The following is an 18,832-nucleotide window of genomic DNA, read 5'->3' as shown; positions in this document are numbered from 1 at the left end:
AGGGATGCTCTGATCAATGAAGTTCGAAACAGCCGTCCAGACGGCCGTGCCAAAACTTCCGGTCTTGTTACATAGAAAGATGACTTTTGAGCAGTTCCAGCACTGTCACGGTGCCGTTTTGCGCCGAATCACCATGATTGGGTGCCTCACGGGCGCACCTCCCCTACGGAAGTCAGCAACGTTCGCCGTGCCATCCAAAGATTTGAGAGTGCGAACAACGTCAGTACCTGCGCGGTGTTCTTGAATAGTCCCTTGAAACGCACTTTTTGATAGCCGAACTGGCGCTTCACCACCCGGAACGGGTGCTCTACCTTGGAACGAACCGCTGCCTTCATGTGTTCGGTGTGCTTCACCGCTTCCTTCAACTCACCTTCGGGCATCGCCTTGACGCTGCCGCGTTTGGCAGCGATGTACCAAGTGCGACCGCGCTTGGCTGCTCGCTTCTCGGCACCCTGGTAACCGGCATCGGCGTACACCGTCTTCTCTTTGCCGTGCAGCAGCTTGTCTACTTCCGTCACGTCACCCACGTTTGCTGGTGTGGTGGTCACCGTGTGCACCAAGCCCGATTCAACGTCCACTCCGATGTGCGCTTTCATGCCGAAGTACCACTGCTGGCCTTTCTTCGTCTGATGCATTTCGGGGTCGCGCTGCTTGTCGCGGTTCTTCGTCGACGACGGAGCCTGGATGATCGTGGCATCCACGATAGTGCCCTGACGCAAGAGCAAGCCCTGTTTACCGAGGTAGGAGTTCACCGTTTCGAGAATCCGAACCGCCAAGCCGTGCTGTTCCAGAAACCGGCGGAATTTGAGAATCGTTGTCTCATCCGGGATCGCCTCCTCGTTCAACTCCAACCCAGCGAAGCGCCGCATTGACTCGATCTCATACAGCGCGTCTTCCATCGCAGGATCGCTCAGCGCATACCATTGCTGCATGAAGTGGATGCGCAGCATGGTCGCTGCTGGCATGGGCGGTCGGCCACGTCGGCCAGACGTCGGATAGGCGGGTGCGATCAACGCCAACAGCGCTTCCCACGGCACCACCTTGTCCATCTCTCCAAGAAATTTCTCCCGCCGCGTCGGCTTCTTCTTGGACTCGAAACTGAGCGAGGCAAAGGAACGTTGCTTCATCGACGGGTGCTTCCTGAGGTCTGTCGCTATGATGCCGCAGATCGGGAATAAATCAGAGCATCCCTAAGCGGCAGCTTCCAGAATGGCAGCATGCATGATGCCGTCCACCAGCGACATTCCCCCGCGACGAGATCCGGCCTGCGCCTGACCTGTGTCGTCGCCGTCACGCTGATCGTGTCCGCCTGCGCCCGCTACGCGCCGTTGCCGCTGGGCCGGGGCGCGGGCGCGGCCGGCGTGGCGCAACTCGTCGCACCCGGTGCCGACATGCCGCCGTCGCTGGCGACGCATCGCTTCGATCCCGCCGACGGGCTGGACGTGACCGAGACGGCGATGCTGGCGGTGGCGAACAGCCCGGCGCTGAAGCTCAAGCGCGACGAACTGGGCGTGGCCCGCGCGCAGGCCTTTGCGGCCGGACTGCTGCCCGACCCGCAACTGAGCCTGGGCGAGGATTTTCCGCAGCACTCCGGCGGCGGTCTGACCACGGCGTTCAACCTCGGCCTCAGCGAAGACATCGGCGCCCTGCTGACGCGTTCGTCGCGCCAGGCGGCGGCGCGCAGCCAGGCCGGGCAGGTGAACCTCGAGCTGCTGTGGGCGGAGTGGCAGACCGTGGCGCAGGCGCGGCTGCTGTTCGACCAGGTGCTGAACCTGCGCGCGCAACAGGCCCGCCTGGCCAGCGAGCAGGCGGCGCTGGAGCAGGTCACGCCCTACATTCATGCCGCGCTGGCCGCCGGCAACCTCACCTACGACAGCGCCAGCGCCGGCCTCAACGCCGCCGCGGACGTGCGCAAGCAGCGGGCCGACAACGCGGTCGCCCTGCACCAGGCCGACAGCGACCTGCACGTGCTGCTCGGGCTGGCGCCGACCGCACCGCTGGAGCTGGTCGGCGCGCCGTACCGGGTCGCGCCCACGGGGGCACAGTTGCAGCAGGCGCTGGCCGACCTGCCGCGTCGTCGGCCGGACCTGCTGGCGCTGCAGGCAGGCTATCAATCGCAGGAAGCCAAACTGCGCGGCGCGGTGCGGGCGCAGTTTCCCGCGTTGAACATCGGCTTCAACAGCGCGCGCGACACCAGCGCCGTCTACACCCACGGTTTCAGCGTCGGCGTCACGCTGCCGCTGTTCGACCGCAACCGCGGCAACATCGCGATCGAGCGGGCGACCCGGCAGCAGTTGAAGGACGACTACGCGTCGCGCGTGCTGACCACGCGCAGCGACATGCAGCGGCTCGCCGCCGATCTCGCCACGCTGGGTCGGCAACGCGACGCCTTGACCGCCCACGCAAGGCAGCTGGCCGACGCCCGCCGCGCGGCCGAACCGGCGTGGCGGCGAGGCCTGCTGGACTGGCCGACCTGGCTGGCGATCCGCAGCCGGTCGCTGGCCGCCGACCTCGACCTGCTCGCCGTGCAACAGCAGCAGGCCACCCAGTCGATCGCGCTGGAAGCGCTGCTCGGCAACACCGATGTCGACATCGCCACCCATCCCGTTTCCCCGCAGGCGCCCACGCCATGAACCGATCGCTGCTCTTGCCGCTGTTGTGCCTGCTGCTGGCCGCGTGCAGCCACGGCGCCGCCGATGACGAGGAAGCGGCCGCGGCGAAGGGCGAGGTGGCGGTGACCACCGCCACGCCGGTGCAGCGGACCTTCCACGACAACGTCGAGGCGTGGGGCAGCGCCGCGGGCGATCCGCAGCACGCACGTGCGATCAGCCTCGCGCATGGCGGCCAGGTCGTGGCGCTGGATGTGGCGGCCGGGCAGAGCGTGCGGCGCGGACAGCCGCTGCTGACGATCGCTCCCGATCCGGCCGCGCGCAGCGCGTACCAGCAGGCGCAGAGTGCGCTGGAGCTGGCCAGCGGCGAACTCCATCGCACCGAGCAGCTGGCGGTGCAACGGCTGGCCACGCAGTCGCAACTGGCGACCGCGCGCAAGGCGTTGGCCGACGCGCAGGCCGCGCTGGCGGCGCAGCGCGCGCTCGGCGGCGGCAGCGCGCAGGAAACCGTCGGCGCGCCGGCCGATGGCGTGGTCAACGCACTCAGTGTGGGCCTGGGCGAGCGCTTCGCCGCGAACGCGCCGTTGCTGAGCTTCACCCCGGCGCATGCGCTGGTCGCGCAGCTCGGCGTGCAGCCGGAAGACGGCGCGAAGCTGCATGCCGGCATGCCGGTGCAATTGCGCAGCGTGTACGGCGACCAGGCCGCTTTCGTGGGCACGTTGCGCATGATCGGCCAGTCGATCGACCCGCAGACCCATCTGCTCGGCGCGCAAGTCGAACTGCCGGCCGGGGCCGGCGCCGCGCTGGTCGCCGGCGCGGCGCTGGAGGCGCAGATCCGCACGGCCGATTTCAGCGCGTGGGCGGTACCGCGTGCGGCGGTGCTGCACGACGAACACGGCGACTACCTGTTCCAGGCGGTGCATGGCCACGCCAAACGCGTCGACGTGACGCTGCGCAGCCCGGAGGGCGATCCCGTCGGCGTGGAGGGTCCGCTCGATGCGCAGGCGAAGGTGATCGTGCTCGGCGCCTACGAACTGGCCAACGGCGATGCGGTGCGGGAGTCCGCCCGGTGAGCGTCACCGCATGGATGCAGCGGCATCGGCGTTCGCTGCTGTTCCTCGCCCTGATGTTGACGATCGGCGGCATCGCCAGTGCGCTGCTGATGCCGGTGGCGCTGTTTCCCAACGTGGCGTTTCCGCGCGTGCAGGTGTCGCTGGATGCGGGCGACCGCCCGGCCGACCAGATGGCGATCGAGGTGACCACGCCGGTGGAGGAGGCGATCCGCCATGTGCGCGGCGTGCGCGACGTGCGCTCCACCACCAGCCGCGGCAGCGCCGAGGTGGCGGTGACCTTCGACTGGGGCGCGGACATGGCCGGCGCGCTGCAGGAAGTGAATGCGGCGGTCGGGCAGATCCTGCCGCAGCTGCCGACCGGCACCCAACTGAGCACGCGGCGGATGGACCCCACCACGTTTCCGGTGCTGGCCTGGAGCCTGCGTTCGCACACGCAGTCGCCGAGCGCGCTGCACGACCTGGCCGAGTACCAGCTGCGTCCGCTGCTGAGCGGCATCGTCGGCGTGGCCCAGGTCCAGGTGCAGGGCGGCGAGGTGGCCGAGTTCCACGCCGACGTCGATCCGGGCAAGCTGCGCGCGCTGCAGCTCAGCCTGGCCGACGTGACCGCGGCGGTCAGCCATGCGGCGACGATCCAGGCGATGGGCCGCGTCGCCGATCACTACAAGTTGTACCTGCTGCTGGCCGACAACCAGCCGAAGACGCTCGCCGCGTTGCGCGGCATCGTGCTGCGCGCCGGCCCCGGCGGCGCGGTGCGGCTGGGCGATGTGGCCGCGGTCAGTCTCGACCACGTGCCGCAGTGGATCCGCGTCAACGCCGATGGCCAGGACGCGGTGCTGCTGCAGGTCTACCAGCAGCCCGACGGCAACAGCGTGCAGATCGCACGGGAAGTGAAGCAGCGGCTGGCCGACTATGCGCCGCAGATGCCGACCGGCGTGCGCATCGCCAACTGGTACGACCAGACCCAGCTGGTGACCGGCGCGGCGGCCAGCGTGCGCGATGCGATCCTGATCGGCATCGTGCTGGCCGGGCTGGTGCTGTTCGTGTTCCTGCGCAACACGCGGGTGATCCTGGTCGCGCTGATCGTGGTGCCGGCGGTGCTGGCGATCACCGTGCTGCTGCTGTCGGTGCTCGGCATGAGCTTCAACATGATGACGCTGGGCGGCATGGCCGCGGCGGTCGGCTTGATCATCGACGACGTGATCGTGATGCTCGAACACATCATGCGCCGGCTGCGTCCGGATGAAGGCGAAGGCGAAGTGCACGAGCGCATCGCCGCCGCGGCGTGGGAGTTCACCCGCCCGCTGACCGGTTCCAGTGCCGCCACCGTGGTGATCTTTCTGCCGCTGGCGTTCCTGTCCGGGGTCACCGGCGCGTTCTTCAAGGCGCTGTCGCTGACCATGGCCAGTGCGCTGGTCATTTCGTATTTGCTGACCTGGATCGCGGTGCCGCTGCTGGCCGAGCGTTTCCTCGACGAGCGTCATCGCGCCGAGCATCCGCCGGGCCGTTTCACCCGGCGCATGATGCAGGGCTACCAGGACATCCTGCAGCGCTGGCTGCGGCGGCCGTTGCTGGTGCTGCTGCTGGTGCTGCCGTTGCTGCTCGTCGGCGGCCTGGCCTTCACCCGCGTGGGCACCGGTTTCATGCCGCAGATGGACGAGGGCGGTTTCATCCTCGACTACCTGTCGCCACCGGGCACCTCGCTGCAGGAAACCGACCGGCTGTTGCGCCAGGTCGAGGCGATCATCCGCGCGAATCCCTATGTGGATACCTACTCGCGGCGCACCGGCCTGCAGCTCGGCGGCGGCCTCACCGAGGCGAACCAGGGCGACTTCTTCGTGCGCCTGAAAAGCGGTTCGCGCCCGGATACCGAGGCGGTGATGGGGCAGGTGCGCGGCGAGGTCGAGAAGAATGTGCCGGGGCTGGACATCGAGCTGTCGCAGCTGATGGAGGACCTGATCGGCGACCTGGTGGCGGTGCCGCAACCGATCGAGATCCAGCTGTACGGCGACGACCCGGCGCAGCTTTCCGCCACCGCCGGCAAGGTCGCCGCGGCGGTCGGCAGGATCGGCGGGGTGGTCGGCGTGCGCAACGGCATCAATCCGGCCGGCGATGCGCTGACCGTGCAGGTCGATCCGGATCGGGCCGCGCTGGAAGGGCTCGACCCGGCCAGCATCACCGATCAGGTCGCCGCGGCGATCGACGGCACCGTGGCCGCGCAACTTCCCACCGACGGCAAGCTGGTGGGTGTGCGCGTGCGCCTGCCGGCCGCGACGCATCAGCGGCTGGAACAGGTCGCCGCGCTGCCGATCCGCGCCGGCGACGGCCACCTGCTGCCGCTGTCGCGGGTGGCCACGTTGCGACAGGTGCAGGGCCAGCCGCAGATCACCCGCGACAACCTGAAGCGGATGGTCGCGGTGACCGGGCGCATCAGCGGGCGCAGCCTCGGCGCCACCATCGCCGACGTCAAGCGCGTGCTGGCCCGGCCCGGCCTGCTGCCCAAGGGCATGTACTACCAGCTCGGCGGCCTGTACCAGCAACAGCAGCAGGCGTTCCGCGGCCTCAGCATCGTGCTGCTGGCGGCGATCGCGCTGGTGTTCACCCTGCTGCTGTTCCTGTACGAGAGTTTCCGCGTCGCGCTGGTGATCCTGGCGATGCCGTTGCTGGCGATCCCGGCGGTGTTCGCCGGGCTGTGGCTGACCGGCATCGAGCTCAACATCTCGGCGATGATGGGCATGACGATGATCGTCGGCATCGTCACCGAAGTGGCGATCTTCTACTTCTCCGAACTCGAACAGGCCGCCGCCGGCATGCCGCTGCACGAGGCGCTGCACGAAGCCGGCCGGCACCGCACGCGGCCGATCCTGATGTCCACGCTGGCCGCGATGCTCACCCTGCTGCCGCTGGCGCTGGCGCTCGGCGGGGGCTCGCAGATGCAGCAGCCGCTGGCGGTGGCGATCATCTCCGGCCTGCTGGTGCAGGTGCCGCTGGTGCTGCTGCTGATGCCGGTGCTGTACGCGCTGCTGCGCCGCCGCGATGCGCAAGAACCGGCCGGCTAAGGCGCGCATAAGCGATCGCGCACATGCTGGCCGCCGTCCCTCTTCATCCAAGGTGCCGACCATGCCGCGACTGATTCGCAAGCTGCTGCCCGTTGCGCTGCTGGCGCTGGCCACGGTCCCGCTGGCAAGCGCGGCAGCCTCGCCACCGCCGGCCGTCCGGTTGCTGTCGCGACTGGCGCTGGGCGGCCCGGGCGGTTGGGACTATCTGGCGTTCGATGCGCCCAGCCGGCACCTGTTCGTCAGCCGCGGCGACCGCGTGCTGGTGATCGACGTCGGTGCCGGCAAGCAGATCGGCATGATCGCTGGCACCGCAGGCGTGCACGGTATTGCGCTGGCCGATGACCTGCATCGCGGTTTCGTCAGCGACGGCAGGAGCGCCTCGGTGACCGTGTTCGACCTGGCTTCGTTGAAGACGGTGGCGACGATCAGCGGCACCGGCCAGAATCCCGATGCGATCCTGTACGACGGCGCCTCGCACCACGTGCTGACCTTCAACGGCAGGAGCGCCAGCGCCAGCGTGATCGACCCGGCGAAGAACGCGGTGATCGGCAGCATCGCGCTGCCCGGCAAGCCGGAGTTCGCGGTGGCCGATGGCGCCGGCCATGTCTACGTGAACATCGAGGACAAGTCCGAGCTGGTCCAGCTCGATTCGCTCCGCGACAAGGTGCTGCAGGTGTGGCCGCTGGCGTCGTGCGAATCGCCGAGCGGGCTGGCGATCGACAACGCGCACCATCGGCTGTTCGCGGTGTGCGACAACCGCACGATGGCCGTGCTCGATGCGCTCGACGGCCATCGCGTGGCCGAGGTGCCGATCGGCGATGGTCCGGATGGCGTGGTGTTCGATCCGGCCGAGGCGATGATCTACAGCGCCAATGGCGGGAGCGGCACGCTCACCGCGGTGCACGAGGACGATCCGGACCACTACCGCGTGACCGCGACCGTTCCCACCCAGGCCAGCGCGCGCACGCTCGCGCTCGATCCGAAGCTGCACCGGCTGTACCTCTCCGCAGCGCGGCTGGGCGCCACCCGGCAGGCCAACGGCCGCCGCACGATCGAGCCGGACAGCTTCGGCATCCTCATCGTCGGGCGGCCTTGAGCCGGTCTCAGGACCGCAACGGAATCGCCACGCGTACGCGCAGGCCGCTACCGTAAGGCGAGTCGAGCAGTTCGATGGTGGCGTCGTGCAGCTGCGCCGCGCGCTGCACGATCGACAGGCCCAGGCCGTAGCCGTCGCCGTGGCTGACGGCTTCGCGATGGAAGCGGGCGAACACGCTGGCGCGGCGTTCGGCCGGGATGCCCGGGCCGTCGTCGATCACGTCGATCAGCGCGGCGTGTTCGCCCTGTTCGATCGACAGTTGCACCTGGCCGCCGGCCGAGGCGTGACGCAGCGCGTTCTCGAGCAGGTTGCGCAGCAGGGCCGCGAGGGCGGCTTCGTAACCCTGCACGGACACTTGCGGCGTCAGCCGCGCAAAGCTCAGCTCCACGCCGCTGTCGGCGATCAGCGGCGACAGTTCCTCGATCACGCCCATCGCTACGGCGACCAGGTCGACGCGGCTGCGCTGGCTCGACGCCGCGCCCGCTTCCAGCCGGGCCAGCGCCAGCAACTGTTCGATCCGGCGTGCCAGCCCGGCGATGCCGTGCTGCGCGCTGCCCAGGCCGGTCTTCAGCTCGGCCGGATCGGTGGTGGCCATCGCGCTTTCGAGATTGATCATGGCGCTGGCCAGCGGCGTGCGCAGTTCGTGCGCCACGTCCGCGCTGAAGCGCCGTTCGCGTTCCAGCGCATCCTCCAGTCGCGCCAGCTGGCCGTTCAACGCGGCCAGTACCGGCTGCAATTCCAGCGGCGCAGCGGGCAGCTGCACCGGCTCATGGCTGCCCGGCTCGCGGGCCGAGAGGGCGCGGGTCAGCACTTCGAGCGGACGCAATCCGCGCCGCACCGCCCAGCCCACCAGCAGGGCCAGCAGGGGCAGGCCGATCAGCAGCGGCAGGCTGTGCTCCAGCCACACCGCGTGCATGATGTCGTGGCGACTGTCGTAACGTTCGCCGGTGCGGATCACCATGCCGTCGACGATGTCGCGCAGGGTGAACACGCGCCAGCGGTAGCCGCCCTGCTGCAGGTCCTGGAAGTCCGCGTCGCCGGCCGCCGGCGGCGGCATGGCGGCGAGGTTCGCGGTGGCCAGCAGCGTGCGCCCGGCACCGTCGAATACCTGGAAGCCGACCTCGGACTCGTAGGTGTTCCGGTGCCGCTTCGGCGGGTGGCTGCGGCCGGCTTCGATCGGCACCAGCGTGTCCGCCTCGTCGCGCCCCTGCAGGGCCTGCACGTCGGCATGCTCGATCAGCACCTGCAGCGTCCGCGCCGACTGCGCCAGCCGCCCGTCGGACAGCTCGTCGACCTCGGTGATGGTGCGATGGAAGCTGAGCACGCCCAGCGGCAGCAGCACCGCCAGCAGCACCAGGATGATCAGCAGGCGCAACCGGCCATGCAGGCTGGCCGGCTTCAGCAGGCGCGCCAACCTCATTTCGGCTCCCGCGGGATCATGTAGCCGAAGCCGCGCACGGTCTGGATGGTGTCGAAGCTCAGCTTGCGGCGCAGCGTGTGCACCAGCACCTCCAGCGCGCTGGAGCCGACCATGTTGTCGAGGCCGTACAGCGAGTTCTCCAGGTTCTCGCGGCGCACCAGCCGGCCGGCGCGTTCCATCAGGATCTGCAGCAGGGCGAACTCGCGCTTGGTCAGCTCGACCCGCTCGCCGCGGAAGCTCACCTCGGAGGTGCCCAGGTCGAGGCTCAACGCACCCGCATCGATGCGGTTGGCGGCCAGGCCCTGCGCGCGCCGGGTCAGCGAGCGGATGCGTGCAGCCAGTTCCTCCAGGTGGAAGGGTTTGACCAGGTAATCGTCGGCACCGGCGTCGAGGCCGCGCACGCGGTCGTCCAGCGTATCGCGCGCGGTCATCACCAGCACCGGGGTCCTGACGTGCAGGCGGCGGGCCTCGACCAGCACGTCGAGCCCGTCCTTGCCGGGCAGGCCGAGGTCGAGCAGGATCAGGTCGGCGGTCTGGTCGCGCAGCGCGAGCAGCGCCTCGCGGCCGTCGCGCAGCCAGCTGACGGTATAGGCGAGGCGCTCCAGCGCGCGCTGGATCGCCGCGCCGAGCTGGGGATCGTCCTCGACCAGGATGATGTGCACGGACAACTCCTTCGATCGCGGGAACCGCGGGGCGGCGCGACTCGTGGGGAGATTATCCGTGCATCCGCTTACGAAGTGCTTAAACCCGCTGGCCGCCCTTGCGCCGTGCGTTTGCCGACCGGTCGGGCCGGCCTATAGAATCGAACGAAGCGGTGTGAGGTCATTCGGGCGATCGCAATGATTGCCCGCGCCAGGGTACGCACAGGCGTTGCATCCGCCGAGGCGTGCGAACGCTCATGAAGTGCCGGGGTGTCCGCCCCGGTTGCCGGAGACACCGACAACCTTTCGACCGAGCGCAGTGACTGATGCCTGACAACGCCCTGCCAAGCGCCATCATCTGCCTTCCGTTCGCGGCCAGCGTCGTGGTGTTCCTGCTGCGCGGCCGCGGTCGCGGCCACAATCTGGCGGCGTGGCTGATGACCGCCACGGCGCTGCTCGGTCTGCTGCTTTCCCTGTGGCTGTACCCGACGATTGCCGCCGGCCACGTGCTGCGCCAGGTGATCCCGTGGGTGCCGGGGCTGGGGCTGGACCTGGTGTTCCGGGTGGACGGCTTCAGCTGGCTGTTCATGCTGCTGATCTGCGGCATCGGCACGCTGGTGGGCCTGTACGCCCGCTACTACATGTCGCCGGACGATCCGCTGGCGCGCTTCTTCGCGCTGCTGCTGGCGTTCATGGGTTCGATGCTGGGCATCGTGATGTCCGGCAACGTGATCCAGCTGGTGTTCTTCTGGGAGCTGACCAGCCTGTTCTCGTTCCTGCTGATCGGCTACTGGCACCACGGCGCGTCGGCGCGCGACGGCGCGCGGATGGCGTTGATCGTCACCTCCGGCGGCGGCCTGTGCCTGTTCGCCGGCGTGCTGCTGCTGGGGCACGTGGTGGGCAGCTACGACCTCGACGCGATCCTCGCCGCGGGCAACGCGGTGCGCGCGCATGCGCTGTACACGCCGACGCTGCTGCTGATCCTGCTTGGCGCATTCACCAAGAGCGCGCAGTTCCCGTTCCATTTCTGGCTGCCGCAGGCGATGTCGGCGCCGACGCCGGTGTCGGCGTATCTGCATTCGGCGACGATGGTGAAGGCCGGCGTATTCCTGCTGGTGCGTTTCTGGCCGGTGCTGGGCGGCACCGACCAATGGTTCTGGGTCGTCGGCGGGGTGGGCCTGGTGACGCTGATCCTGGGCGCGTACTCGGCGATGTTCGAGCAGGACCTGAAAGGCGTGCTGGCCTATTCGACAATCAGCCACCTGGGCCTGATCACCATGCTGGTCGGCCTGGGCAGCGCGCTCGGCGTGGTCGCGGCGATCTTCCACATCGTCAACCACGCCACCTTCAAGGCCTCGCTGTTCATGGCTGCCGGCGCGGTCGACCACGAGGCCGGCACGCGCGACCTGCGCAAGCTTGGCGGGCTGCGCCGCTTCATGCCGGTCACCGCAACGCTGGCGCTGATCGCCGGTGCGGCGATGGCAGGCGTGCCGCTGCTCAACGGTTTCCTGTCGAAGGAGATGTTCTTCGCCGAGACGCTGGCCACCCGCCAGGGTCCGTTGCTCGACCTGGTGTCGGTGGTGGTTGCGGTGGCCGCCAGCGCGTTCGGCGTGACCTATTCGATCCGCTTCGTGCGTGGCGTGTTCTTCGGCCGCGTGCCCGCCGGCTTGCCGCGGGAACCGCACGAACCGCCGCTGTGGATGCGTTTCCCGATCGGCTTGCTGGCGCTGGCCTGCCTGCTGGTGGGCATGCTGCCGGCGCGGGTGATCGGCCCGTCGCTGCGCGCGGCGGCAAGCTCGGTGCTGGGCGCCGGCCAACTGCCGGATTACAGCCTGGCGGTGTGGCATGGGCTGACCACGCCGCTGCTGATGAGCGTGTTCGCGTTCGTGGCCGGCTGCCTGCTGTTCGTCAGCCTGCGTCGCCGTTTCGATGCCATCGAGGCGGCGCCGCTGACCAGCCGCTTCAGTGGCAAGCGCCTCTTCGAGCGCGCGCTGGCCGTGTTCGCCGCGGATATCCCGCAACGGATCGAGCGCCGCTACCCGAGCCGTCGGCTGCAGTCGCAGTTGCTGTGGATCGTGCTGCTGGCGCTGGTCGCCGGCACACTGGCCGCGACCAGCGTGCCGTTCGGCTTCCGGCCGCGCTGGTCCAGCGTCGACCCGGCGTTCGCGCTGCTGTGGCTGCTCGGCGCGGCCTGCGCGATCGGCGCGGCGAGCCAGGCCAAGTTCCACCGCCTCGCCGCGCTGGTGCTCACCGGCGGCGCGGGGCTGGTGTCGTGCGTGAGCTTCGTGTGGCTGTCGGCGCCGGATCTGGCGGCGACCCAGCTGCTGGTCGAGGTGGTCACCACCATCCTGATCCTGCTCGGCCTGCGCTGGCTGCCCAAGCGCATCGAGGGGCTGGCGGCGGAGAGCCGCGCGCACCGCTTCCGCCGCTGGCGCGACGTCTTCATCGCGATCGTGGTGGGCCTCGGCGTGGCCAGCCTGGCTTACGCGGCGATGATGCATCCGGTGGCCGACTCGATCTCGCACTTCTTCCTCGAACGCGCCTATACCGAGGGCGGCGGCCGCAACGTGGTCAACGTGATCCTGGTCGACTTCCGCGGCTTCGACACGCTGGGCGAGATCAGCGTACTGGCGATCGTGGCGCTGACCGTGTTCGCCCTGCTGCGCCGCTTCCGCCCGGCCGCCGAGAGCATCAGCGCGCCGCTGCAGCAACAGCGGCAGGCTGCGCCCGACGCGGACCAGCCCGGCCGCGCGCCCGACCATTCGCTGACCGATTACCTGATGATCCCGGGCCTGATCATCCAGCTGATGTTCCCGGTGATCCTGCTGTTCGGGCTGCACCTGTTCCTGCGCGGGCACGACCTGCCGGGTGGTGGCTTCGTCGCCGGCATCACCGTGGCGGTGGCGCTGATCCTGTTGTACATGGCGCGCGGCGCGCGCTGGGTGGAATCGCGCCTGCACGTGCTGCCGGTGCGCTGGATCGGCGCGGGCCTGTTGCTGGCGGTGTCGACCGGGTTGGCTTCGCTGGCGTTTGGCCGTCCGTTCCTCACCTCGTATTTCCACTACGCGGAGCTGCCCGTGCTGGGCAGGTTGCCGCTGGCTTCGGCGGTGCTGTTCGACCTGGGCGTGTTCAGCGTGGTGGTCGGCGCCACCACGCTGATGCTGATCGCGCTGGCGCACCAGTCGCTGCGCCGTCCGCGCCAGCTGGCGGATGCGCCAGCCGCGGCGGGAGGGCCGGGCTGATGGAACTGGTCCTTGCTGCCGCGATCGGCATTCTCGCCGCCTCCGGCGTGTGGCTGCTGCTGCGCCCGCGCACCTTCCAGGTGATCATTGGGCTGACCCTGATCTCCTACGCGGTGAATCTGTTCATCTTCTCGATCGGCGGCCTGCGCACTGGCGCCGACCCGGTGCTGCAGGGCGCGGCCGGCGACATCGCGCAGTACGCCGACCCGCTGCCGCAGGCGCTGGTGCTCACCGCGATCGTGATCGGCTTCGCCACCACGGCGCTGTTCCTGGTGGTGCTGCTGACCTCGCGTGGCTTGACCGGCAACGACCACGTCGACGGCGAGGACGGCACGCCGTGAGCAGCCAGCTGATCATCGCGCCGATCGTGCTGCCGCTGCTGGTCGCCGCGCTGCAGTTGCTGGTCGGCGAGAAGCGCCGGCGCACGGTGCTGGCGCTGAGCATCGGCTCGTGCGCGGCGCTGGTCGCCTTCGCCGCCGCGCTGATGCTGGCGGTGGCCGCCGACGGCGCGCTGGCAGCGGTCTACCGCATCGGCGACTGGCCGGCACGCTTCGGCATCGTGCTGGTGGCGGATCGACTCTCCGCCTTGATGGTCTTGCTCGCCAGCGTGCTCGCGCTGGCGCTGCTGCCGTACGCACTGGGCCGCTGGCAGCATCGCGGCGGCCACTTCCAGCCGCTGCTGCAGTTCCTGCTGATGGGCCTGAACGGCGCGTTCCTCACCGGCGACCTGTTCAACCTGTTCGTGTTCTTCGAGGTACTGCTGGCGGCATCCTACGGCCTCGCCCTGCATGGCTCGGGCGCGCGCCGGGTCAGCGCGGGGCTGCACTACATCGCGGTGAACCTGATCGCCTCGATGCTGTTCCTGCTCGGCGTCAGCCTGATCTTCGGCGTCACCGGCACGCTGAACATGGCGGCGCTGGCCGAGCTGATCCCGCACGTGCCCGAGCGCACCCGCGCGCTGCTGCATGCGGGCGCGGCGCTGCTCGGCGTGGCGTTCCTGATCAAGACCGCGATGTGGCCGCTGGGCTTCTGGCTGCCGCGCACCTACGCGGCCGCGTCGCCGGTGGTGGCCGCGATGTTCGCGCTGATGACCAAGGTCGGCATCTACGTGCTGCTGCGCCTCGGCCTGTTGCTGTTCGGCGACGCTGCCGGGTCGGCATCCGCCCACTTCGGCAGCGGCTGGATGCTGTGGGGCGGCGTGGCGACCGTGGTCGCCGGCACCGTCGGCATGCTCGGCGCGCGCGACCTGGCCAAGCTGGCCGGCTACAACGTGCTGATCTCCTCCGGCACCCTGCTCGGCGCGATCGGCCTGCAACTGCCGGCGGTAACTGCCGGCGCGCTGGCCTATCTGGTGATCTCCACGCTGGCGATCGCCGCGTTCTTCCTGGTCGTCGGCCTGCTCGCCTCCGACGGCGACGACGATACCGACGACAGCCTGAGCCTGGAGCCGTACGAACAGCCGGGCGAAACGGCAGCGAACGAAAGCCTGTACGCGCAGGAGGACGAGCGGCCGGTGGTGATCCCCGCGCCGATCGCGATGCTGGGCGTGAGCTTCAGCGCCTGCGCGCTGCTGCTGGCGGGATTGCCGCCGCTGTCCGGGTTCCTGGCCAAGTTCGCGCTGCTGGCGCCGATGCTCGACGGCGGCGCGCGGTCCGGTGCGGGCGTGCTGTTCGCGCTGGTCGTCGTGGCCGGTTTCTGCACGGTGATCGCGTTGTGCCGCGCCGGCATCCAGATCTTCTGGGTCGAGCCGGAGCGGATCTTCCCGAAGGTGCGCCTGGTCGAGAGCGCCTCCATCGCGATCCTGCTCGGCCTGTGCCTGCTGCTCACCGTGCTGGTCGAGCGGCCGCTGCGCTACCTGCGCGATACCGCCGGCCAGCTGCATGCGCCGGCCGGCTACATCCACGCGGTGCTGCCACCGGGGGAGGCCGCACCATGATCCGGCGCTGGCTGCCGTACCCGATCCTGTCCGCGCTGCTGCTGGCGGTCTGGCTGCTGCTGCAGCAGAGCGTGGCGCCGGGCACGATCCTGCTCGGCGCGCTGCTGGGCGTCGCGCTGGCGAAGGTGTTCGGCCTGCTGCGCCCGCCGAAGGCGCGGCTGCGCCACTATCCGCTGCTCGGCCGGTTGTTCCTGCGCGTGGTGCTGGACATCTTCCGCTCGAACCTCGCGGTGGCCCGGCTCATCCTGCGCCGCGACAGCCGCACGCGCTCCGGCTTCGTGGCGATCCCGCTGACCCTCACCGACCGCTACGGCCTCGCCGTGCTGGCGTGCATCATCACCTCCACACCGGGCACGATCTGGGTCAGCTACGACTCCAATGCGAACATCCTGCTGATCCACGTGCTGGACCTGGTCGACGAGGCGGGCTGGATCGACTCGATCAAGCGGCGCTACGAGCGCCCCCTGCTGGAGATCTTCCAATGAGCCACGGCCTGCTGCACGCCGCCATCCTCGTCGCGCAGATCCTGCTGCTGCTGGCGATGAGCTTCTCGGTCATCCGCATGGTGCGCGGGCCGCGCGCGCAGGACCGCGTGCTGGCGCTGGACGCGCTGTACGTCAACGCGATGATCCTGCTGCTGACCATCGGCATCCGCAGCGGCAGCCTGCTCTACGTCGAGGCCGGCCTGATCATCGCGCTGCTCGGCTTCGCCGGCACGGTGGCGCTGTCGAAGTTCCTGATGCGCGGACAGGTGATCGAATGAGCCACCTCGACGCCCTGCCGCCGTGGGCGGCGATCCTGGTGGCGGCCCTCGTGCTGCTGGGGGCGCTGTTCGCCTTCGTCGGCTCGCTCGGCCTGCTGCGCCTGCAGAACTTCTACCAGCGCGTGCACGCGCCGACCCTGGGCACCACGCTGGGCACGTTCTTCATGCTGGCCGGCTCGATCACCTGCTTCTCGGTGCTGCACGGCCGGCCGATCGTCTACGAGATCCTGATCGGCGTGTTCCTCACCCTGACCACGCCGATCACCCTGATGCTGCTGGTGCGCGCCGCGCTGTACCGCGACCGCGAGGAAGGCTCGCAGGAGGTGCCGCAGCTGACGTCGCGGGACTGATTGGGCGAGAGCGCTTACGGAGCCGGACCGAGGCGAACGGGCCGGCCCGGCGATCCGATGCCACGGCGAACCGCCTGCCGTATCCGCTAGAACACCCTGTCGCCTGGCCTCATCACGCGCGATCCCGCGTGTGATGAGGCCAAGCCGTGGTCATGCATGCAATCGTTTTTCGAGATCGGGCACCGGAACGAACACGAAGGCCTTCCCTTCGCGGGATTGGCGCAGGAACCCTTCGGCCACCAGGGCAAGCAGGTCGGCCCTGGCGGTCTGGTATGACGTACCGTGGCTTCTGCGGTGCATTTCGATGGTGAAGACCTTTCCCGGGTTCTTGAGGGCGTTCAGAAGGAGCGCTCTTTGCCTATGATTGATCTGGTGAGCCCACGGGCTGCCGGGTTTGAGCAGCGCCGCGGCGGCTGCCTGTTCATTCTGTTTTCGCGTGATGTAGCGATGAACGCCGTCGATGGCTTCGAGAATGGCGGTCAGCTGGTGAGCCACGAAATAGGTGGTGTCCCCCTCGTCAGTCTCCGTATACAGGTATGACCGCATGTATTGAGCGGGGGCTCGCTTCAGGATGCTCGATATCGATAGATACTCGGCCATCCAGAAACCCGATCTCAGCAGCGACCAGTAAAACAACGTCCTGGCGGTCCTGCCGTTTCCGTCGACGAACGGATGGTCGTAGCCGATCTGGAAGTGGATCAGGATCGCCCTGACCACCGGATGCACGAAGTGCTCGCTGTCGTCCGACTGGTTGGCGAAGTCGCAAAGGGACTGCAGGCGCTGCTCGAGTTCCCGTGCCGGTGGAGGCACGTGGAGAACGCGACCGGTCTCGTCCTCGATGACGATGTCTTCCGAGGGCAACCGGAACCTTCCCGCGCATCCCTCGTCGTCGAGCGTTCCATCGGTCAGCTTGCGGTGGATCTCGAACACCGCCGCAGGAGTCAGCGGCCGCTGCCTCCATGCTTTCAGTTCGCGCATGGCCAGGTAGTTGTTGTAGATCATGCGTTCGCCGTAATCCCGCGGCTCTCGCCCGCTGCGAAGCATGTCTTTTGCGACTTGGGTGGTCGTGGCAGCTCCTTCAAGCTGCGACGAAGTCATCGCTTCTTCCATCAGGGATCGAACGAGGTAGTGTTCGCGGGTGACTTCCGATTGGGAGGCCTCCTGGCCACGAAGCGCGCCGGCGGCATCACGGCCGATCAGGAACAGGTTTCGCTGGATGCTGTCGCTCAGAACGACGGTGAACGGGTTGCCTGCCTTGTCCTTCAACGGCATTTCCTGGCGCAGCCCGCGGCGCGCCATCTTGATTCCCAGCCACCATTCTTCCGGCGTCAGGTTCTCGGGTGGCGTGAGATGGCGTAGCTGATCCCAGTGCTCGTATCGTCCCTTGACCTCGGGGCCAAGCTTGCCGAGAAGTATCTTGCGGACGTCGGAACGCTCGAACAGGTCGCCGAGCGCCGGGGGTGGCATGGGGAGTTTCATGGGGCACCTGTCAATTTGCTACTAATTAATAGCGGAATTAGTAGCAAATTGACAGTGCCACGCGCCGGCTCCGCGGCGCCCGCGCCGTCCCGCGACTGCGAACGCTAAGAAGGCTCGCAGGGTGCCGCTGCTGACGCGAAAAGACTGAACGCGGCAGGGCCGAGACGAGGCTGCCGGCCCTATGCGATCGGGCGCGGCACTTACAGCGTGCGTTCGAACTCCATCACCTGGCGCTGCGCCCCGTCGCGCGCGATGCCGTAACGCTCCTGCACCTTGCCGACCAGGTATTCGGTATTGCCCTCGGCCCGGGTCAGGTCGTCGTCGGTCAGGTCGCCCCACTTGACCTTGATCTTGCCGGTCAGCTGTTTCCAGTTGCCCTGGATACGGTCGTCGTTCATATCGTGTCACTCCGTTGCGAATAGGGATGCAAGGCGTGCCGTTGCAACCCGTCGCGGACCACTATCCGCATGGCGGCCTTAACCATTGAGCTGTAGGCCCGCGAGCGTGGGAGTTTATCGTAGGGCGCGGCGCGCCCACGAGATCGGACCTTCGCCGGAACCAAGAAGCCCTGCGTCGGCGGGGGTCCCTGGCGGGCGCGGCGGGTTGTTCGGTCATTGCCGGGCTTGCTGGGGCACCTTGCGCACCTTGTTCATCGGATAGCCCAGCGCCTGCACCCGGGCCAGCAACGCGTCGTAGTCGGCCTGCGGAATGGTGGGCGTGCGCGCCATCACCCAGGTGTAGTCGCGCGCATCGCGGGCCACGATGACCTGGCTGTAGTCGTCCTTGAGCCAGGCCACGATGTACTGCGCCTTCAGCGGCCAGAACACCTGCACGCCCCACACCGCATTGCCGCTGCCGGGCTTGACGATGCCGGTGGAGTGGATATCCTTCTTCTCGCCGTCGAAGCTGCCTTCGCGGAAATGGAACGAAGTGGCGACGTCGCCATCGGGCTTGAGTGTGTAGACCTCCAGCGCGTCGTAGGCGTTTTTCTCGAAGCGGGTGGGGATGCTGGCGATCACGTACCAGTTGCCCATGAAGCGGGGCAGGTCGACGTGGGCCACCGGGGTGATCGGCGGCAGCTCGCTGGCGCAGGCGCTGGCGTTCAGCAGCACGGCGCAGGCCAGCAGCAGGGTCTTCGAAAGTTTCATGGTCGCTCCGGGCGAAGGT

At 68.6% G+C, this 18,832-nt stretch carries 16 protein-coding genes; 10 read left to right on the top strand and 6 right to left on the bottom strand.

Features of this window, described 5'->3' with window-relative positions; genetic code table 11:
* Positions 1 to 146 precede the first annotated feature (146 nt).
* On the bottom strand, positions 147 to 1,127 hold the full coding sequence (locus RHOOR87_RS0115980) for an IS5 family transposase (protein WP_007509076.1): 981 nt from the start codon (positions 1,125 to 1,127) through the stop codon (positions 147 to 149).
* A 90-nt stretch (positions 1,128 to 1,217) separates the two neighbouring features.
* Here RHOOR87_RS0115980 and RHOOR87_RS0115975 point away from each other — a divergent pair, with 90 nt between their 5' ends.
* From RHOOR87_RS0115975 to RHOOR87_RS0115960, 4 genes are all read left to right on the top strand, one after another.
* Positions 1,218 to 2,633 (top strand): TolC family protein, encoded by a 1,416-nt coding sequence (locus tag RHOOR87_RS0115975; protein ID WP_027485585.1) that lies wholly within the window; start codon positions 1,218 to 1,220, stop codon positions 2,631 to 2,633.
* Positions 2,630 to 3,682: an efflux RND transporter periplasmic adaptor subunit gene (locus RHOOR87_RS0115970; protein WP_027485584.1), complete on the top strand. Its 1,053-nt coding sequence runs from the start codon at positions 2,630 to 2,632 to the stop codon at positions 3,680 to 3,682. The genes RHOOR87_RS0115975 and RHOOR87_RS0115970 overlap by 4 nt, the downstream gene beginning before the upstream one ends.
* Positions 3,679 to 6,738 carry an efflux RND transporter permease subunit gene (locus tag RHOOR87_RS0115965; protein ID WP_027485583.1) on the top strand — a complete coding sequence of 1,020 codons (3,060 nt, stop codon included), beginning with the start codon at positions 3,679 to 3,681 and terminating at the stop codon, positions 6,736 to 6,738. Before RHOOR87_RS0115970 ends, RHOOR87_RS0115965 begins: the two co-directional genes overlap by 4 nt.
* Before the next feature lie 61 nt (positions 6,739 to 6,799).
* Positions 6,800 to 7,834 (top strand): YncE family protein, encoded by a 1,035-nt coding sequence (locus RHOOR87_RS0115960; RefSeq protein WP_027485582.1) that lies wholly within the window; start codon positions 6,800 to 6,802, stop codon positions 7,832 to 7,834.
* 7 nt (positions 7,835 to 7,841) lie between these two features.
* Here RHOOR87_RS0115960 and RHOOR87_RS0115955 read toward each other — a convergent pair whose 3' ends face one another.
* Both RHOOR87_RS0115955 and RHOOR87_RS0115950 read right to left on the bottom strand, forming a co-directional pair.
* Positions 7,842 to 9,254, bottom strand: a complete 1,413-nt coding sequence (locus RHOOR87_RS0115955) for an ATP-binding protein (protein WP_027485581.1) — start codon at positions 9,252 to 9,254, stop codon at positions 7,842 to 7,844.
* Complete coding sequence (locus RHOOR87_RS0115950) at positions 9,251 to 9,916, bottom strand: response regulator (RefSeq protein WP_007508797.1); 666 nt, start codon at positions 9,914 to 9,916, stop codon at positions 9,251 to 9,253. The genes RHOOR87_RS0115955 and RHOOR87_RS0115950 overlap by 4 nt, the downstream gene beginning before the upstream one ends.
* 305 nt (positions 9,917 to 10,221) lie before the next feature.
* Here RHOOR87_RS0115950 and RHOOR87_RS0115945 point away from each other — a divergent pair, with 305 nt between their 5' ends.
* The 6 genes from RHOOR87_RS0115945 to mnhG are packed head-to-tail and all read left to right on the top strand — an operon-like array spanning position 10,222 to position 16,186.
* Positions 10,222 to 13,137, top strand: coding sequence for a monovalent cation/H+ antiporter subunit A (locus RHOOR87_RS0115945; RefSeq protein WP_027485580.1), 2,916 nt, complete (start codon positions 10,222 to 10,224; stop codon positions 13,135 to 13,137).
* A complete protein-coding gene (locus RHOOR87_RS0115940; protein WP_007508800.1) occupies positions 13,137 to 13,478 on the top strand; it encodes a Na+/H+ antiporter subunit C in 342 nt (113 codons plus the stop codon). Before RHOOR87_RS0115945 ends, RHOOR87_RS0115940 begins: the two co-directional genes overlap by 1 nt.
* Positions 13,475 to 15,073: a monovalent cation/H+ antiporter subunit D gene (locus RHOOR87_RS0115935; RefSeq protein WP_027485579.1), complete on the top strand. Its 1,599-nt coding sequence runs from the start codon at positions 13,475 to 13,477 to the stop codon at positions 15,071 to 15,073. Before RHOOR87_RS0115940 ends, RHOOR87_RS0115935 begins: the two co-directional genes overlap by 4 nt.
* Positions 15,070 to 15,558 carry a Na+/H+ antiporter subunit E gene (locus tag RHOOR87_RS0115930; RefSeq protein ID WP_027485578.1) on the top strand — a complete coding sequence of 163 codons (489 nt, stop codon included), beginning with the start codon at positions 15,070 to 15,072 and terminating at the stop codon, positions 15,556 to 15,558. Before RHOOR87_RS0115935 ends, RHOOR87_RS0115930 begins: the two co-directional genes overlap by 4 nt.
* The gene (locus RHOOR87_RS0115925) at positions 15,555 to 15,836 is read left to right on the top strand and encodes a K+/H+ antiporter subunit F (protein WP_015446491.1); all 282 of its coding nucleotides are present in this window, start codon (positions 15,555 to 15,557) and stop codon (positions 15,834 to 15,836) included. Before RHOOR87_RS0115930 ends, RHOOR87_RS0115925 begins: the two co-directional genes overlap by 4 nt.
* Positions 15,833 to 16,186 (top strand): monovalent cation/H(+) antiporter subunit G, encoded by a 354-nt coding sequence (gene mnhG, locus RHOOR87_RS0115920; RefSeq protein ID WP_015446492.1) that lies wholly within the window; start codon positions 15,833 to 15,835, stop codon positions 16,184 to 16,186. Before RHOOR87_RS0115925 ends, mnhG begins: the two co-directional genes overlap by 4 nt.
* Before the next feature lie 150 nt (positions 16,187 to 16,336).
* On the opposite strand, the gene RHOOR87_RS0115915 is transcribed toward mnhG, so the two are convergent.
* The 3 genes from RHOOR87_RS0115915 to RHOOR87_RS0115905 form a co-directional block, all read right to left on the bottom strand.
* Positions 16,337 to 17,665, bottom strand: coding sequence for a Fic family protein (locus RHOOR87_RS0115915; RefSeq protein ID WP_027485577.1), 1,329 nt, complete (start codon positions 17,663 to 17,665; stop codon positions 16,337 to 16,339).
* Positions 17,666 to 17,865: 200 nt separating this feature from the next.
* On the bottom strand, positions 17,866 to 18,063 hold the full coding sequence (locus tag RHOOR87_RS0115910) for a CsbD family protein (RefSeq protein WP_027485576.1): 198 nt from the start codon (positions 18,061 to 18,063) through the stop codon (positions 17,866 to 17,868).
* Between the two features lie 213 nt (positions 18,064 to 18,276).
* The gene (locus RHOOR87_RS0115905) at positions 18,277 to 18,813 is read right to left on the bottom strand and encodes a lipocalin family protein (RefSeq protein ID WP_027485575.1); all 537 of its coding nucleotides are present in this window, start codon (positions 18,811 to 18,813) and stop codon (positions 18,277 to 18,279) included.
* Positions 18,814 to 18,832: the final 19 nt, after the last annotated feature.

It is taken from the genome of Rhodanobacter sp. OR87, from assembly GCF_000473345.1.
Lineage (GTDB): Bacteria > Pseudomonadota > Gammaproteobacteria > Xanthomonadales > Rhodanobacteraceae > Rhodanobacter > Rhodanobacter denitrificans.
The sequence above is the reverse complement of the archived record's forward strand: the minus strand, read 5'-3'. Positions and strand labels throughout refer to the sequence as shown.

Coding starts and splice junctions, on each gene's coding strand:
- RHOOR87_RS0115980 (WP_007509076.1), bottom strand. CDS start 1,127: ATGAAGCAACGTTCCTTTGCCTCGCTCAGTTTCGAGTCCAAGAAGAAG.
- RHOOR87_RS0115975 (WP_027485585.1), top strand. CDS start 1,218: ATGCATGATGCCGTCCACCAGCGACATTCCCCCGCGACGAGATCCGGC.
- RHOOR87_RS0115970 (WP_027485584.1), top strand. CDS start 2,630: ATGAACCGATCGCTGCTCTTGCCGCTGTTGTGCCTGCTGCTGGCCGCG.
- RHOOR87_RS0115960 (WP_027485582.1), top strand. CDS start 6,800: ATGCCGCGACTGATTCGCAAGCTGCTGCCCGTTGCGCTGCTGGCGCTG.
- RHOOR87_RS0115955 (WP_027485581.1), bottom strand. CDS start 9,254: ATGAGGTTGGCGCGCCTGCTGAAGCCGGCCAGCCTGCATGGCCGGTTG.
- RHOOR87_RS0115945 (WP_027485580.1), top strand. CDS start 10,222: ATGCCTGACAACGCCCTGCCAAGCGCCATCATCTGCCTTCCGTTCGCG.
- RHOOR87_RS0115940 (WP_007508800.1), top strand. CDS start 13,137: ATGGAACTGGTCCTTGCTGCCGCGATCGGCATTCTCGCCGCCTCCGGC.
- RHOOR87_RS0115930 (WP_027485578.1), top strand. CDS start 15,070: ATGATCCGGCGCTGGCTGCCGTACCCGATCCTGTCCGCGCTGCTGCTG.
- RHOOR87_RS0115925 (WP_015446491.1), top strand. CDS start 15,555: ATGAGCCACGGCCTGCTGCACGCCGCCATCCTCGTCGCGCAGATCCTG.
- mnhG (WP_015446492.1), top strand. CDS start 15,833: ATGAGCCACCTCGACGCCCTGCCGCCGTGGGCGGCGATCCTGGTGGCG.
- RHOOR87_RS0115915 (WP_027485577.1), bottom strand. CDS start 17,665: ATGAAACTCCCCATGCCACCCCCGGCGCTCGGCGACCTGTTCGAGCGT.
- RHOOR87_RS0115910 (WP_027485576.1), bottom strand. CDS start 18,063: ATGAACGACGACCGTATCCAGGGCAACTGGAAACAGCTGACCGGCAAG.
- RHOOR87_RS0115905 (WP_027485575.1), bottom strand. CDS start 18,813: ATGAAACTTTCGAAGACCCTGCTGCTGGCCTGCGCCGTGCTGCTGAAC.